Origin of the sequence: Paenibacillus sp. NRS-1781, from assembly GCF_050467745.1 — a bacterium.
Classification (GTDB): Bacteria; Bacillota; Bacilli; order Paenibacillales; family Paenibacillaceae; genus Paenibacillus; species Paenibacillus terrae_A.
The window spans coordinates 72,459-87,593 of record NZ_JBITPI010000023.1 but is presented as its reverse complement, the minus strand read 5'-3'; the positions used below and the strand labels follow the sequence as shown (position 1 = coordinate 87,593).

11 protein-coding genes are annotated in these 15,135 nt (G+C 44.9%); 3 read left to right on the top strand and 8 right to left on the bottom strand.

The window, feature by feature from the left end; translation table 11 throughout:
- Positions 1 to 47 precede the first annotated feature (47 nt).
- The 3 genes from ACIFO6_RS08820 (at position 48) to ACIFO6_RS08810 (ending at position 4,300) form a co-directional block, all read left to right on the top strand.
- Positions 48 to 638, top strand: coding sequence for a biotin transporter BioY (locus tag ACIFO6_RS08820; RefSeq protein WP_430040050.1), 591 nt, complete (start codon positions 48 to 50; stop codon positions 636 to 638).
- 324 nt (positions 639 to 962) lie between these two features.
- Entirely contained in the window at positions 963 to 1,949 is a 987-nt protein-coding gene (locus ACIFO6_RS08815; protein WP_430040048.1) for a substrate-binding domain-containing protein, read from the top strand.
- An 86-nt stretch (positions 1,950 to 2,035) separates the two neighbouring features.
- Positions 2,036 to 4,300 (top strand): alpha-galactosidase, encoded by a 2,265-nt coding sequence (locus tag ACIFO6_RS08810; RefSeq protein WP_430040046.1) that lies wholly within the window; start codon positions 2,036 to 2,038, stop codon positions 4,298 to 4,300.
- 208 nt (positions 4,301 to 4,508) lie between these two features.
- Here ACIFO6_RS08810 and ACIFO6_RS08805 read toward each other — a convergent pair whose 3' ends face one another.
- The 8 genes from ACIFO6_RS08805 to ACIFO6_RS08770 all read right to left on the bottom strand — a co-directional run bounded on the left by ACIFO6_RS08805 (position 4,509) and on the right by ACIFO6_RS08770 (position 15,125).
- Positions 4,509 to 4,862, bottom strand: coding sequence for an Asp23/Gls24 family envelope stress response protein (locus ACIFO6_RS08805; RefSeq protein ID WP_430040044.1), 354 nt, complete (start codon positions 4,860 to 4,862; stop codon positions 4,509 to 4,511).
- 168 nt (positions 4,863 to 5,030) lie between these two features.
- Entirely contained in the window at positions 5,031 to 8,120 is a 3,090-nt protein-coding gene (locus ACIFO6_RS08800) for an efflux RND transporter permease subunit (protein ID WP_430040042.1), read from the bottom strand.
- On the bottom strand, positions 8,117 to 9,541 hold the full coding sequence (locus tag ACIFO6_RS08795; RefSeq protein ID WP_430040040.1) for an efflux RND transporter periplasmic adaptor subunit: 1,425 nt from the start codon (positions 9,539 to 9,541) through the stop codon (positions 8,117 to 8,119). Before ACIFO6_RS08795 ends, ACIFO6_RS08800 begins: the two co-directional genes overlap by 4 nt.
- A gap of 164 nt (positions 9,542 to 9,705) precedes the next feature.
- A complete protein-coding gene (locus ACIFO6_RS08790) occupies positions 9,706 to 10,356 on the bottom strand; it encodes a response regulator (protein WP_430040038.1) in 651 nt (216 codons plus the stop codon).
- On the bottom strand, positions 10,353 to 11,582 hold the full coding sequence (locus ACIFO6_RS08785; protein ID WP_430040036.1) for a histidine kinase: 1,230 nt from the start codon (positions 11,580 to 11,582) through the stop codon (positions 10,353 to 10,355). Before ACIFO6_RS08785 ends, ACIFO6_RS08790 begins: the two co-directional genes overlap by 4 nt.
- A 190-nt stretch (positions 11,583 to 11,772) precedes the next feature.
- A complete protein-coding gene (locus tag ACIFO6_RS08780) occupies positions 11,773 to 12,864 on the bottom strand; it encodes an AI-2E family transporter (RefSeq protein ID WP_430040034.1) in 1,092 nt (363 codons plus the stop codon).
- Between the two features lie 325 nt (positions 12,865 to 13,189).
- Complete coding sequence (gene aguB / locus ACIFO6_RS08775) at positions 13,190 to 14,065, bottom strand: N-carbamoylputrescine amidase (RefSeq protein WP_430040032.1); 876 nt, start codon at positions 14,063 to 14,065, stop codon at positions 13,190 to 13,192.
- 28 nt (positions 14,066 to 14,093) lie between these two features.
- Positions 14,094 to 15,125, bottom strand: coding sequence for an agmatine deiminase family protein (locus tag ACIFO6_RS08770; RefSeq protein WP_430040135.1), 1,032 nt, complete (start codon positions 15,123 to 15,125; stop codon positions 14,094 to 14,096).
- Between the last annotated feature and the right edge of the window lie 10 nt (positions 15,126 to 15,135).

The following is a 15,135-nucleotide window of genomic DNA, read 5'->3' as shown; positions in this document are numbered from 1 at the left end:
TATTTGGTTAACAATAAGACTACCAAAATCGAAAGGAATGTTCAAACATGAAATTATCTTTGCGAGGTATTGTATTTAGCGCGCTCATGGCAGCCATACTTGTCCTTTTCGGTTACATAAGCATTCCGATCGGTTTCTCACCTGTCCCGATTACATTGCAGACTCTTGCCGTGATGCTGGCTGGAGGATTGCTGGGCCCATTGTACGGTTTTCTAAGCATTGCTCTGGTCGTTATTTTGACTGCACTTGGCTTCCCTCTTCTGCATGGAACCGGAGGGCTGGCCGTTCTTCTGGGTCCTACAGGAGGATACGTCATGATGTGGCCCATATCCGCTCTCCTGATTGGATGGCTACTCGCTCGAATCAAACTGAAAGGCTTCTTCGGTTACTTTCTGGCATTTATCGTATTTGAGATGTTCGGTTCAATGCTGATCTATGTTTCAGGTGTGCCCTGGCTTGCCTTTGCCTATAAAATGTCGTTCTCCGAAGCCATGATTCAGGGTTTCTATCCTTACATTATCGGGGATCTGGTCAAAGTCTTATTCGCTGCTATTATCATTGCACCAGTGCGAACGGTTTTCCCTCCACAACGACTGACAGGCCACATGAATTCGTCGGTTGTACAAGCGGATTCCTAAGGGCTTTCAACCTGATCCATTTCGGATATACAATGATCCGAGTATGCAAAAATAAGCCACCAAAATCAGTAGCGAATTCTAAAAGAAACGCTGCTTTACATTCTCTATCTTTCACACAAAAAGCTAGCACCCAGACAGGCAAAAACAAGGAAAACCGGGAAGTTCGGATCTGGTGTTAGGAAATCTCTCAGCCCTACTCTAGATGTAAAAGACGAAAGTAGTAGATTAAAAGTAAATTCAACAGCCCTCTTGAAAGCATAAAGGGGATGTGTTAGGATGAAGTTGATTTTTAGTAAAATTATTAACTAAAAAGGTGTGAGCTCTTTGGCAACCATAAAAGACATTGCCCACGAAGCGGGAGTGTCTGCCGCAACAGTTTCAAGGGTTTTAAATAACGATCAGTCTCTGGCTGTGAGCCCGGACACCAGAAACAGAATTTTTTCGATTGCCAAACAGCTTGGGTATAAGCCTTCCCGGCTGAGACAATTAAAGCAGAACAAGGAACGTGCTGGAAAGACGGTCTCCCTCCTGTTGTGGTGTTCCATTGAAGAGGAACGGGACGATCCGTATTACGCCTCGATCCGTCGTGGAATCGAGCTGCGCTGTGAAGAGCTTGGCCTGACGTTGGGACAGACCCTGCGGGGCCGCTCTTCCATCTCCACCTTGCAGAAGACGGACGGTCTGATAGTTGTGGGCGGGGTCGATCCTGAAGAGGTAATCAAATTGCATCCCGACAAGAACTCCATTGTTCTTGTGGACCAATACCATGAACAGCTGGAGTACGATTCTGTACGCCTCCACTTCCGTCAAGCTGTTGATCAGGCACTCGGACATCTAATCGAGCTTGGCCACCAACACATCGGGTTTATCGGCGGCAAAAGCGATGGAGAGCGACGTGCGCATTATTTTGAACGGTTCATGCGGGAACAGGGATTGTACAATCCTCAATTCGTCCGTGTAGGCGCATGGAGTACCGCGGATGGATATCTGATGATGAACAATCTCCTTACCGAACAGGAAAGACCGACGGCTTGCTTCATTGCAAGCGATCCGCTGGCCATCGGAGCCCTTCGTGCCCTGCATGGACATGGAATCCGGGTGCCCGAGGATATGGCTGTCGTCGGCTTCGACGACATTGAGATGGCGGCCTTCGTACAGCCTCCGCTCACCACCGTACGTGCCTACCCCGAAGAGATGGGAAAGGCTGCCGTTCAACTGCTCTCTGAACGGTTTGAGGGACGTGAACCACCTGCACACAGCGTGATCGGGACTAAGCTTGTCATACGAGAGAGTTCATGCAGAAACGGCTAAAATCAGCAAGTGAAATTCTCGATGTTTTTGATAAAATCCTTACATGAAAACAAATTGATATGATGAACCCTCAAGGAGTGAATACCATGAACATTCATGTAGACGAGACGCTTGGTTTGTTCCATCTGCAGTCCAAGGATTGCAGTTATATTATCCAGCTTGTAGAAGGATATCCCGCACATGTTTATTGGGGAGCCCGACTTCTTCATGACAAAAGTCTGGCAAGTATACTGGAGCTTAGGGAGCGGTGCTCCTTTTCTCCCAATCCTGTTCCTTCCAATCGTACGATTTCCCTGGATACGCTTCCCCAGGAATATCCTCAGTATGGAACAAGCGACTTTCGTCAGCCTGCTTACCAGGCTACACTCGCGGACGGAACCCGGATTACGGAGCTACAATATAGTGGGTACCGTATTGTAGCGGGTAAGCCACAGCTCGAAGGGCTTCCTGCCGTCTATGCGGAATCGGATGATGAAGCGGCAACCCTCTTTCTAATCCTTGAGGACAAATACTCGGGTCTTAAGACGACACTGCTCTATACCGTATTTGCGAATCACAGCGCTATTGCCCGGTCTACTCTTTTGGAGCATAAGGGAAGCGCTGTCATGAATATTGAGCATGCAATGAGCGCCTCTGTCGATTTCGCCGATTCCAACTACCAGGCTCTCTACCTGTCCGGAGCGTGGGTGCGAGAAAGACATATCCAGCGCCGCGACCTCGGACCTGGGGCCATTCGGTTGGAAAGCCGGCGTGGCTCCAGCAGCCATCAGATGAATCCCTTTCTGGCACTGCTTCGTCCGGATGCAACTGAAGATCGCGGAGATGTGTACGGCTTCAGTCTGGTCTACAGCAGCAACTTCGTCGCACAGGCAGAAGTAGAGCAGTTCAACCAAACCCGTGTAAGTATCGGAATCAATCCCTTTGACTTCTCCTGGCGACTTGAACCGGGTCAATCATTCCAGACCCCCGAAGCCGTTCTGGTCTTTTCGGAAGAAGGTCTTGGAGGTATGTCGCGCACTTATCATCGTCTCTACCGCACTCGACTGTCCAGGGGGGCTTATCGTGACAAAGAGCGCCCTATTCTCGTAAACAATTGGGAAGCTACCTATTTCAACTTCAACGCCGATAAAATCGAAGCGATTGCTAAGGAAGCGGGCCCCCTCGGTATTGAGCTCTTTGTTCTGGATGATGGTTGGTTTGGCAAACGCGACAACGATGATAATTCGCTTGGAGACTGGTTTGAAAACAGCCGCAAGCTGCCTGGAGGTCTTTCCGACCTAGCCAAGAGGGTTCATGAACAAGGATTACAGTTTGGCTTGTGGGTAGAGCCGGAAATGGTATCTCCTGATAGTGAATTGTACCGCAAGCATCCTGACTGGTGCCTGCATGCTAAGGGGCGGCGGCGGACGGAGGGTCGATCCCAGTTAGTGCTCGATCTCTCCCGCAAGGAAGTATGCGACTATTTGTACGATACACTTAGCTCCGTTTTTTCGATCGCTCCGATTACTTATGTCAAGTGGGACATGAATCGTAATATGACGGAGATTGCATCGGCTGCAGCTTCTAGCGAACGGCAAAAGGAAACCGCACACCGTTATATGCTTGGACTTTACGATCTGCTGGAACGTCTGACCTCCCGGTTCCCGGACATCTTGTTCGAAAGCTGTTCCGGAGGAGGCGGACGGTTTGATCCCGGAATGCTCTACTATATGCCGCAAACATGGACCAGCGACGATACCGATGCAATTGAAAGATTGGCTATCCAGTACGGAACAAGCATCGTGTATCCAGCCAGCACCATGGGTGCACACGTATCGAGCGTACCCAATCATCAAGTGGGACGAATGACCTCCCTCGCCATACGCGGTGACGTGGCAATGAGTGGCAACTTTGGCTACGAGCTTGACCTTACTGCATTTACTAAGGAAGAAAAAGAGCTCGCTGCCAAACAAATCGCACAGTATAAGGAAATTCGTTCCCTTGTACAGCAGGGGAATATGTATCGGCTTCTTAGCCCGTTTGAAGGCCGAGGCGATACAGCTTGGATGTTCGTTAGCGAGGACCAGTCGGAAGCGTTTGTTGCTTATTTCCGCGTACTGGCTGAGCCCAATGGGCCAATCCTACGATTAACCTTAAAAGGACTTGATCCAGAGAAAAAGTACAAGATCGAAACCGGTGCAGCAGATACGGGTAATACCTTGGCGGAAGACGGTGGTTCCCCCTTCCGCGAAGCGTTCGGCGGCGAAATCTTTGGAGGTGACCGCTTAATGAAAATTGGGCTTGTTGTCTCGGATCTGACAGGAGATTTTGTCAGCTCTACCTTCCGCCTTAAGGCTATCCCGCGCGTATAATGGATGAATCCAGTGCCAATAATAGGACGATAAAACAATTAAAACAAGGCAGTCAGCTTCTCTGGTCTGCCTTGTTTCATCATTCATCCGATAATTTAAGTATCTTCACTTCCGCTTCCTTCAAACCCTGTCTGCCACAGCGCGTTGAACCATCTCATCATTTACCAACTTCTCGATGTATTTTTGAACGACCGTTGGCTCTTTCACTTCAGGGATTCGGTATGCGAGCAACTCCCTCCACCTTGACGTTCACCACGACTGCTGATAATCCTGTCATAGTAGTTATATCCTCCATAACATTTTGCTGTAACTCTCGGGCCACCTCATGAATGAAGCATCCGTAATCGACGACTACTTTGAGATCAATAATCGTTTCATCCGGGCTTACTGTCACTGAAATTCCTTTTTTGAAATTTTTTCTATTCGGACGTTTGATTGCTTCTTTTGAAATCCCTCCGTAGATTGCTGATATTCCGGAAATTTTCAATACCGCCAAACCAGTAATTTGGGATAGAACATCATCTGATATTAGAATGTGGCCGTGCTGCTCGTTTTCAGTCATACAATGCTCTCCTTTGGTACCATCTAAAATTCTGTTTATACTGCTTTTGAATAATAAGACTTCTCTTAATTATTCATTGTACTACGCCAGCAAAAGAAAAAAATCGTACATTAGGGCAACAGCCTAATGTACGATCGGGTAATTTTCAAGCATAATTATGTGCTATCGTTATTTGCCATCCATTTCTTTCTTCTGCTTCCGTTTCAGCTTCAGTTGAGCTACGACCATATAAAGAGTCGGAACTACAAACAACGTTAAAATGGTTGAAAAAATCAGTCCGAATATAATGGTCGCTGCCAATGGCTTGAATAGAATTTCTCCCATCGTAGCAATCGGTATCATACCGACGATCGCAGTTAGCGAGGTGAGAAAGATCGGACGAAAACGGGCAGAGCATGCCATTAAGATGGCTTCTGTTAATTCGGCGCCTTCACGCCGCGCGTCTTCAATAAACTCGATCAATACAATACCATTACGCACGACGATACCGGCAAGGGAAATGATACCCATGATACTCATAAAGCCGATTGGCATACCTGTAATAAAGCTTCCAAGCACTCCTCCTGCTGCTGCCAGGTAAACAGTCGTCATAATAATGAGCGGTGTGGAAACCGAGTAAAACTGCATGGTGATCAAGAGCAGAATGAGAAAAACAACGATAACGGCTAATTTCCCCAAATCCTTAAACAAATCGGACTGCGTAGATGTTTCCCCGTCCATTTCCCAAGTATACCCCGAATCGAAATGTGTACTTGTAAGCTTGCTGCGGATATCCTGGGTGAGTTCCGTAGCCGTACGCCCATTTGCATTGGCTGAGATCGTTACCGTCCGTTCCAAATCATAGCGGTGAATTTGCTGAATGGAAAAATCCGGTTTCATCGTGGCTAACTGGGTTAATGGGACCTGCTCTCCTCCCGCATTAGTGACACTCAGCTGTTGGAATAATACCTCAGGATCATGGTTAGGTTTATCCATGTACATATTGATATCAAGCAGTTCCTTACCCGTATCAAAATCCGTGACCTTTACTCCGTCATCCATTAGCAACAAAGTGCGGGTTAAGTTGGAATAGTTGACCTGATATTTATCCAAGGCCTGCTGGTTGACTTGAAAATTCAAATTATAGCTTTGCATCCCCATGTTATCGGTCACATCTACAGCCCCGGGAGTTCCCGCAACGATTTCTTTTATTTTAGCTGTCATGTTTTGCAGCTTACCAAGGTCTTCTCCTTTAATACGGATAGACACTGCGCTGCCGACTGGGATACCTAATTGAGGAACACGTATACTTATTAATGCTGCTGGATATTTGGCTTGCAGTGTACTTGTCCAGCTGTCCACTGTTTTTTTGATATCAAAGACGCCCTCTTTTCCAACAACAGCAAGTTGACCGTGCACCGCGCCCACGGAGCCACTACCGGCTACTATGTCACTGTACATTTGAGGTGCTCCACCACCTGCCGTTGCTGCCAGATGTTCTGTTTCTGGCTGCTTCTTAACCCAGTTCTCAATCTCAGTTATAACCTGATTGGTTGCCTGCAACGACGTTCCTTCTGGCATCGTTACGTTGATTGTGGCATCTGGTTGGTCCGATTCAGGAAATAATTGAATGGGCACAATAGCAAGCAGTCCATAAGCTGCCGTACCAATCATAAGACCAATAAGCGCAGTGAAAAGTGGTCGACGCAGTATTCTTGGCATCCAGTTTTTAGCGTATGCATTAGAGAGGGACTGAATTTGATTGCCAAGGAGCCCCGGAGGCTTGGTCGGTTTGCTACGTTCTTTGCCCTTACTTCGGTTATCGTACCATTGACGGAAAATAGGAATGATCGTAAGCGACATAATCATGGAAGCCAGCATCGTTAACGAAATAACGGTAGGGATCGGTTTAATAAAGTCTCCCATATTGCCCGGCAGAAATAAAAGCGGGGCAAATGCTGCAACTGTAGCCAGCGTGGCTGTAATGATTGATAAGGATACCTCTTTCGTTCCTTTAATTGCCGCCTCCGTAGCATCTTCTCCAAATTCAGAGCGTCGGCGTTCAATGTTGTCGTTTACCACAACGGCATCATCAACCAGTATCCCCAGTACGATGATTAATCCGATGACTGAAATTTGATTCAGCGTCGTTCCTGTCATCGGCAAGACAATAAAACCGATGGCAATAGAAACAGGGATAGCCAAGGCCACAAATGCAGAGGTCAGCAAGTTTAAGCCTAATGTACAAATGACAATAACTGATGCAATAGCAATCATCATTTCTTTGGACAGATTACCAAAGATTTCACTTACGCGATCATTTTGAGCAAACAGCAGTTCAAAATGTACATCCTTTGGCAAGCTACTCGCAAGTTCGTTGATTTTGGCTGTCGCCGCTTTGGATACCGTTGGTACGTCTGTGCCTGTATCTCCACTCAAACTGATTGAAATAGCAGGCTTGGTATTCACATACGTATAACTCTCCGTTTTTTTAAAAACAAGTGAGGCCGTACCTATATCCTTCAAGGCTATAGGAAACCCTTCTTCGTTGCTTGAAATCTGAACGTTATTTAAAACATTCGGATCAGTTGAAGCATCTACCGTTAGCTGATAGGTACGCTGATTGAAATCCAGACTTCCTGTAGGCACTCTATCATTTTCATTTTTAATGGCTTGAAGGACCTGTTCCCAGGAGATGTCATATTGCTGCATTTTTTGAGTGTTTAGGCTTATCCGTACTTCTTGTTCTGGAATTCCTTGAATATTAACTTTTGAAATACCTGAAACCGTTTTTAATTGATCTTTCCAGGTGTTCATCAACTCATTTAACGCATACAAATTTTCAACGTTATCAGAAGTGATTGCGTATGATCCGATGAAGGAGCCTGCCATGCTATCATTGATAATGGGCTGCATCGCATCGTCCGGAAGCTCAGACTGTGCATCCTGTACTTTTGTACGAAGATCAGCCCATACTTTTGTCGGATCGGCCTCATTCAAAGCTTCTATATTTATACTGGATTGGCCTTTTGACGAAGTGGAAGAAATCGTTTTGACACCTTGCACTTCTTTAATTTTCTGTTCCAAAACTTTCGTAATGGTTTGCTCGATTCTTTCAGGCGAGGCCCCCGGATACACGGTTGTGACACTGGCTCCCATAGGAACAACATCAGGCATCTCCTGTTTAGGTAACGATGCAAAGTTGTAAATTCCTAGCAAAAAGCACATGCCAAAGAAAATAAGTGTGATTTTCTGTTTTTTAACGATATATTTAATCATTCGGACGACTCCTCCGATTTCCCAAGTACATCATTCCCGAGTAAATCACCATTATATAAGGTTCCTGCTCCTTGCGTAACGATTTGATCGCCCGCCTGTAGTCCAGAGACAACTTCGAGCTGATTATTAGTCACTTTCCCCAGTTTAATCGCTGTTTTAACGGCTTTTCCATTTACAGCCTTAAAGACATAGGGTTCATTTCCCGTACTAATTACGGCCTCTACGGGCACTAAAAGCGCTTCGTTTTGATTTATGCTTTTAGATGCACTAATGACTTGACCAGGCTTCCAATTGAGTTCGGGGTTGGAAATGCTCACTTCCACATTGATGCTACCCGTTTTGGAGTTAGTCGATGGATAGATCTGGGTAACAGTTCCTGTTCTAATTTCATTATATAAAGATATATTTACTTTTTGATCTTTCTTCCACGACAAGATTTCACTATCCGGTACGGGGAGGAGCACTTTTAAGGTACTAATATTTCCGACAATAAACGCCTCACTCCCGCTGGAGCCCAGTTGACCATCAGATACCTTTTTCTCAATTACAACACCAGCTATGGGGGATGTTAAAGTAGCTTTCTTAAGAGCTAAAGCCGTTTGCTCATAAGCAGCTACCGCATCCTCGTAGGAAGCCTGTGCCTGAGCTTTACTCGCTAGCCCTTGTTGCTGAGTAGCCATAGCTGATTCCAGCCCTGCTCTGGCCTGATCGACGCCAGCCGAAGCTTGTGTACGCTGTTCCTGGGAAGCCCCTGCAAGCAAAAGGGACAATTGCTCTTGCGCATCACTTAAACTTTTTTGTGCGTTCGTTACTTCCAGCTGCGCATTTTCATTTTCCGTTAATGATACGGCCCCTGCCTGAAATAGACTTTGGGTTCGGGCGGCATCTGCCTTTTTCTTGTTGTACATATTGGTTGCCGCAGTAACCGCATTTTGCGCCTGTACAATTTCCTGTTTTTTGGCTCCATTGTTCAATTCCTGCAATTTAGATTGGGCTGAATTAATCTGGGATTGTGCATTACGAATGCTTGCATGTGCCGATTGAACAGAAGCGTCCGCTTGGCTAACACCGGCTTTCGCCTTCTCCATAGTTGCCTTGGCCTGAGCAAGCTGCAACTGATAAGTGGTTGTGTCCATTTTTGCAAGGACAGCCCCTTTATGTACCTGATCTCCCACTTCAACCGTTGTATTTAAAATACGTCCATTCGCTTCTAAGGAAACAGCGGTTTGATTGCTGGCCTGCAATGTTCCCGCCAGATTAAATTCATTAGCCAAAGGCTTCATCGTTACTTTTTGAATTTCTACCGGCTGACTGGATTTTACAGTGGAATCCTCCGAAGCGCTTGAGCAACCGGAAACCACCATAGCGAAAGTTATTCCCGTGACTAGCATTTTGATTCGTGTCCTATTCAACAATTTCATCCTCCTCAACTTCCTCTAAGCAGTTTCAGCAATCCATGGTTTAGACTGCATTTATTCTCTTTTAAGAGTACAGCAGTTTATAAACAAAAAAATCGTACATAAGGGCAAGCACCTTATGTACGATAGGGCAAAATAAAATGAATATATGTTTTTATTTACGATTTTTAAAGATGCAGAATGCCTCGTTCCAGAGACACGGCCACCGCTTCAGATCGGGAATCTACACCGAGTTTATTGTAAATGTTCGTTAAATGTGCTTTCACGGTGCGCTCTGAAATCCCCATGTCGAACGCAATTTCTTTGCTCCTAAGTCCCCGTGCAACAGACTGTAATATGTTCCTTTCTTTCTCGGTCAGGATTGTAGGCTCTTCACGCTGCTCGCTCTTGAGCTCTCTCTCACTTGTTTTAGCAAAAACTCTTGCTGTAATTTCCGGCTGAAGAAGTGTCTCTCCTCTTAATGCTGATTCAATAGTCCGAAATAAATTTTCGCGGCTGGTATCCTTTAATAAATATCCTTTCGCCCCCAAGGACAGTCCCTGAATCATTAAATCATCCTCGTTATAGGTAGTCAGGATAATAACCGGCGTATCATTTTGCCTCTCCTTTAAAGCTTTCATCGTCTCCAGCCCGCTCATTTGGGGCATATATAGGTCCATTAGTATTACATCCGGATGAAGCTCCTCAATCATCGTAAGAGCTGTTTCCCCTTCCTCCGCTTCACCAACAACTTCGTAGCTGTCATTTGTCTCTAGAACAAGCTTTAGCCCTTCTCTAACCACCCAATGATCATCTACAATTAATATTTTAAATTTCATGATACGTCTCCTTTAGTAAGGGGAGCCTCTACTTTAATTGACGTCCCTTCTCTTACTGTGCTGTTGATATTAATGGTTCCACCCAGCAAACGCGCACGCTCATGAATGCCTATTAATCCATAGTGTCCTGCTTGTCTGGCGATAATATCCGGGTTAAATCCTTTTCCGTCGTCACGAATCTCTATAAAAATTGTACCATGTGCATCCAAAATATAGAGCCATACGTTCTTGGCATGCGAATGCTTGGCTACGTTCGTTAGACATTCACTTATGATATGTAGCCCATGTTCCATCCATAGCCTGGATACCGAGGATTTGATCCTGATGTCCAGTGTTGTTCGGATTCCAGTAGCCATCGTAAAGCGCTGCACTTCTTCCCGGACTGCATCAGCAAAGTCGACTTCCGAGGCCGATTTTGAACGCAGGTTATCTATAGCCCGGCGTGAGTCAGCCAACGCCTTGCGTGCCTGGGACATGGACTGCTGAACGATTTCATGTGCTCTCTGTGAGCTGCCTTTTGTCAGATGGGCATCTACGGCTTCCAGCTGCATAATCAGGCCAGCAAGACCTTGAGCCAGTGTGTCATGCAAATCCCGGGCCATGCGTTGCCGCTCGTTGGCCAACGTAAGCTCTTCCACTTTTTGATGTGCAAGCTCCAATTCAGTAAGAAAGTTTTGGATACGAATCCGCGCATTGACTTGCCTGAAAAAAAGAATAGCATATGCAACTACGACAATAACAATAAGAATGAGCAAGCCAATAAACAGCACGGAGTTCTTGCCATCTTGGTGCCATATAATAGCAACACAAAAAAGAAGATAGAAACTAAAAAACACCAACACAACTTTTTTCGTTTGATAATAAATACCTATGCTCTGCCCGATTAAAATGGGGATTAATCCAATCAGCACAATCGGAAAACTCTCAGGCAGGAGAAATGCGCTTGAAAAGATAATTACTGCTTGAATAATAAAATAAATCCATGAAAAGTACTGTAGAATTTTACGAGCATGCCAGTACAAAAGTACGTGCAGAAACATTGTAAAAGTGAATACTATAATTTGAAGCGGTAATAGTGGGGGAACATTTTGAAAAATAATTCCGTCGAGATAAATCAAAATGATCCATAGTATAATAGGAACTCTGGATATATCAAGTCGATCATTTTCTCCATTGTGTATCTTTAAGTCTACATCTTGGTCTTGTTCCCTGGATTCTTTGCCCATAGTCCACCTCTTTAATGTTTACAAAAAAATCATACTTATATTTTATCACTTTGTAGCTTAGTTAAAAGTAAGTAAACTGTTTCTAAAACCATTTTACAAAATAATGGAGATAAAAAAACGTACACATGGGCGAGGACGTGTGTACGTTTGGGAAAAAATAGATATTCGTATGCTAAATATTCAATATCAATTATAAATTTTCCCATTTTTCTCTGTAAAAAAGCAAATATACTTTGCTAAAGATGACTTTAATAATCATGTATAATGGGATCGCCAGCACGATTCCTGTAATTCCTGCCAAATCTCCTCCAATCAGCACGAGAATGATGACTGTCAAAGGGTGAACATCCAACTGCTTACCGAATATATAAGGAGAAATGATATTGTCTTGTATTTGCTGAGCCAAAAGAATAACGATAAGTGACCATATAGCAACAGTCGGTGACTGAATGAAGCCGATAATAACAATAGGGATTGATGATAAAATGGCGCCTACAAAAGGAATAAAATTCATAATCACCGCAACCACAGTTAATAATAGTGCATATGGCAATCCGATTAATAAGAATCCCAAATACATTAACACACCAAGTGCCAAGTTAATAACTACCCTTCCCACAATAAAGCTGCCAAGCGCACTATCAATATCATCCAAAACCTCGTTTGCAGCTATTAGAAAGCGTTTAGGGACAAAACTAACCAGTGTGCGGCCGAATTTGTTCCCTTCCTTCAGCATGTAAAAAAGGATTAAAGGGAAGGTAAACAATGCGATTGTTACATTGGAAACAAGACTAAACAATCCGGTTACATAATTCGTAATTAAAAAGAAACCTTTGTTCAAGTATTCGGTTAGGTGTGACAGTGGATTAACGTCGCCCGGGAAAATGGCAGAAAGTGCCCCGTTCTGTTCTAATTCTTGAACTTTTTTACTTAATGTACTAAATAGACTGGGTGCGCTCTCCACCAGATTGATCATTTGGTTACGTATGGAAGGCCAAATACCAACAACAAAGACAGCTAAAATAACTGCAATGGCGATATAAATGAGTATGATCGCAAGAGAACGATTTAACTTATGTTTTTCCAGTACATCTACCAACGGACGCAGAAGATAATAGAAAAAAACAGACAATATTAATGGAAGTAAGACAATGCTAATTAAAGAAGTTAGCGGTTTAAATAAAAAATTGACCCGTGTGCACAAATATATAATGATGAGAACAAAAATAATGCCTATACACCATTTAAAAAACTTGTTGACTTGGGAAGTGTGATTAGTCATTAAAACCAATCCCTTCTATCTTTACATATTTAATGAATTTCTTCAACTGACCACGCCCTTCATATCATAAAAAGAAAATTCGCATTATGAACATCCTGCTAATTTACTTAGATTTCTTATATTCATCTTAAATCGAATACCAAATAAAAAAATCGTACTTAAGGGTATACACCTCATGTACGATAGGGCAAATTATTATTTTGTAGCTTTGCAAAGTGCTCGGAGAATTCCAAAAATCCCCTTCCCAAAAAGCCGAGCGAAATCCGAATGTGGAAAACGCCTTGGCTTATCAGTAAGGGGAACTTTGTCTATATTCGTATAAAGGTTATACTTTTAAATCACCATCATAGGTAGCAATCATTTTATATAGTTCCGGGCGGCGGTCACGGAAAATGCCCCATTCAATCCGCCCCACTTCCAGCTCATCCAGATCAAATTCAGCAGTAAGCACTTCCTGATCCGTACGACCAGCTTCTGCAATTTTGTTACCCTGTGGCCCAGCAATAAAGGATGAACCATAGAATGTGATACTGGAGTCCTCATCTGTCTCCATTCCAATACGATTGGAAGCAACAACTGGCATCAGATTGGAAGCAGCATGACCGAGCATGCACATCTGCCAGTGATCCTTGGAGTCAATGGAAGAATCCTGCGGCTCCGAACCAATCGCTGTCGGATAGAACAAAATTTCTGCACCCATCAGCGCCATACAACGGGCAGCTTCAGGATACCATTGATCCCAGCATACGCCTATCCCAATCTTGGCATATCGTGTATTCCACACTTTAAAACCGGTATCCCCCGGATTAAAATAAAACTTTTCCTCATACCCGGGACCGTCCGGGATGTGGCTCTTGCGGTATTTACCCAGCACTTCACCGTCCGCATCAATCACAGCAAGGCTGTTGTAGCGGGCGTAGTTTTTTTTCTCATAAAAGCTGATTGGCAGCACAACTTGCAATTCCTTGGCAATCTTCTTAAAATGGTTGACCGCCTTGTTATGCTCGAGCTCGGTTGCATATACAAAATAATCGGACTTTTCCTTCTGGCAGAAGTACGGAGTCTCGAACAATTCCTGAAGTAAAATAATCTGCGCGCCTTGCGCAGCCGCTTCACGTACCAGCTTCTCAGCTTTGCTTATATTTTCATCAATGTTGGTAGAGCAGCTCATTTGGGTTGCTGCCACTTTTACTTTTCTCACGTCAGTCCTCCTCTTGGGTTTATATAGGTCAATTATTTACAGCGGGCATCTGCTGGGTAGTGCAGTGTACGTTACCGCCTTCACGGATGACCGCCATGCCGTCCACGGTACGAATGGTACGTTCCGGAAATACATTTGCCAGCACCTGCTCGGCTGCGCGGTCGCTTTCAGCAGCAGTGCCGCCAAACACGGGCAAAATAATCCCGCCGTTCACAAAATAGAAGTTGATATAGCTCAGCGTCAACCGACTGTCGTCAAAATCCAGGCGCGGAGGTTGCCCGATTTGGATCACTTCCAGCTTGCGGCCTTTTGCATCCGTTGCCTGCTCCAGAATGCGCAAATTTTCCTGCGTGATTTGGTAATTTTCATCCATAGGATCATCGCATACTTGCATAATGACCTTGCCGGGCGCAGCAAAGCAAGCAATATTGTCCACATGCCCATCCGTTTCGTCACCACTAAGTCCACGTTTCAGCCAAATCATTTTCTCAACGCCTGTATATTCGCAGACATACCGTTCGATTTCTTCCCTGCTTAATTCCGGGTTGCGGTTTGGATTTAGCAAACACTCTTCTGTTGTAATAAGTGTGCCTTCGCCGTCTACGTGCAGTGAGCCGCCTTCCATCACAAGCGGTGCATCAAACCTCGGTAATCCAAGCGTGTCCAAAATTTGCGGTGCTACCTGATCGTCCAGATCCCACGGAGCGTATTTGCCGCCCCAAGCATTGAACTTCCAGTTCACACCTGCCAACTGCCCTTGCTCATTCGTTAGAAAAGTAGGACCGTTGTCGCGCAGCCATGCATCACTATGCTCTATCGGTAGCAGCTCTACCCGTTCCCCGAACTTGAACGCTTGGACGCTCTCTAAATCAGCTGGATTTACGACCACGGTAACCGGTTCAAACTCAGCCATGGCGCGTACAATGCCAGCGTAGCCCTTGCACACATCTGCATGCAAATCCGGGTAAATCATGGAAGATTGTACAGGCCAGGAAATATACGTACGTTCATGCGGCGCCCATTCAGGCGGCATCTTATAATGTGAATCCTTAATTTGCATGTGTTGAAGC

Coding starts and splice junctions, on each gene's coding strand:
- ACIFO6_RS08820 (WP_430040050.1), top strand. CDS start 48: ATGAAATTATCTTTGCGAGGTATTGTATTTAGCGCGCTCATGGCAGCC.
- ACIFO6_RS08810 (WP_430040046.1), top strand. CDS start 2,036: ATGAACATTCATGTAGACGAGACGCTTGGTTTGTTCCATCTGCAGTCC.
- ACIFO6_RS08805 (WP_430040044.1), bottom strand. CDS start 4,862: ATGACTGAAAACGAGCAGCACGGCCACATTCTAATATCAGATGATGTT.
- ACIFO6_RS08800 (WP_430040042.1), bottom strand. CDS start 8,120: ATGATTAAATATATCGTTAAAAAACAGAAAATCACACTTATTTTCTTT.
- ACIFO6_RS08795 (WP_430040040.1), bottom strand. CDS start 9,541: ATGAAATTGTTGAATAGGACACGAATCAAAATGCTAGTCACGGGAATA.
- ACIFO6_RS08790 (WP_430040038.1), bottom strand. CDS start 10,356: ATGAAATTTAAAATATTAATTGTAGATGATCATTGGGTGGTTAGAGAA.
- ACIFO6_RS08785 (WP_430040036.1), bottom strand. CDS start 11,582: ATGGGCAAAGAATCCAGGGAACAAGACCAAGATGTAGACTTAAAGATA.
- ACIFO6_RS08780 (WP_430040034.1), bottom strand. CDS start 12,864: ATGACTAATCACACTTCCCAAGTCAACAAGTTTTTTAAATGGTGTATA.
- ACIFO6_RS08770 (WP_430040135.1), bottom strand. CDS start 15,125: ATGCAAATTAAGGATTCACATTATAAGATGCCGCCTGAATGGGCGCCG.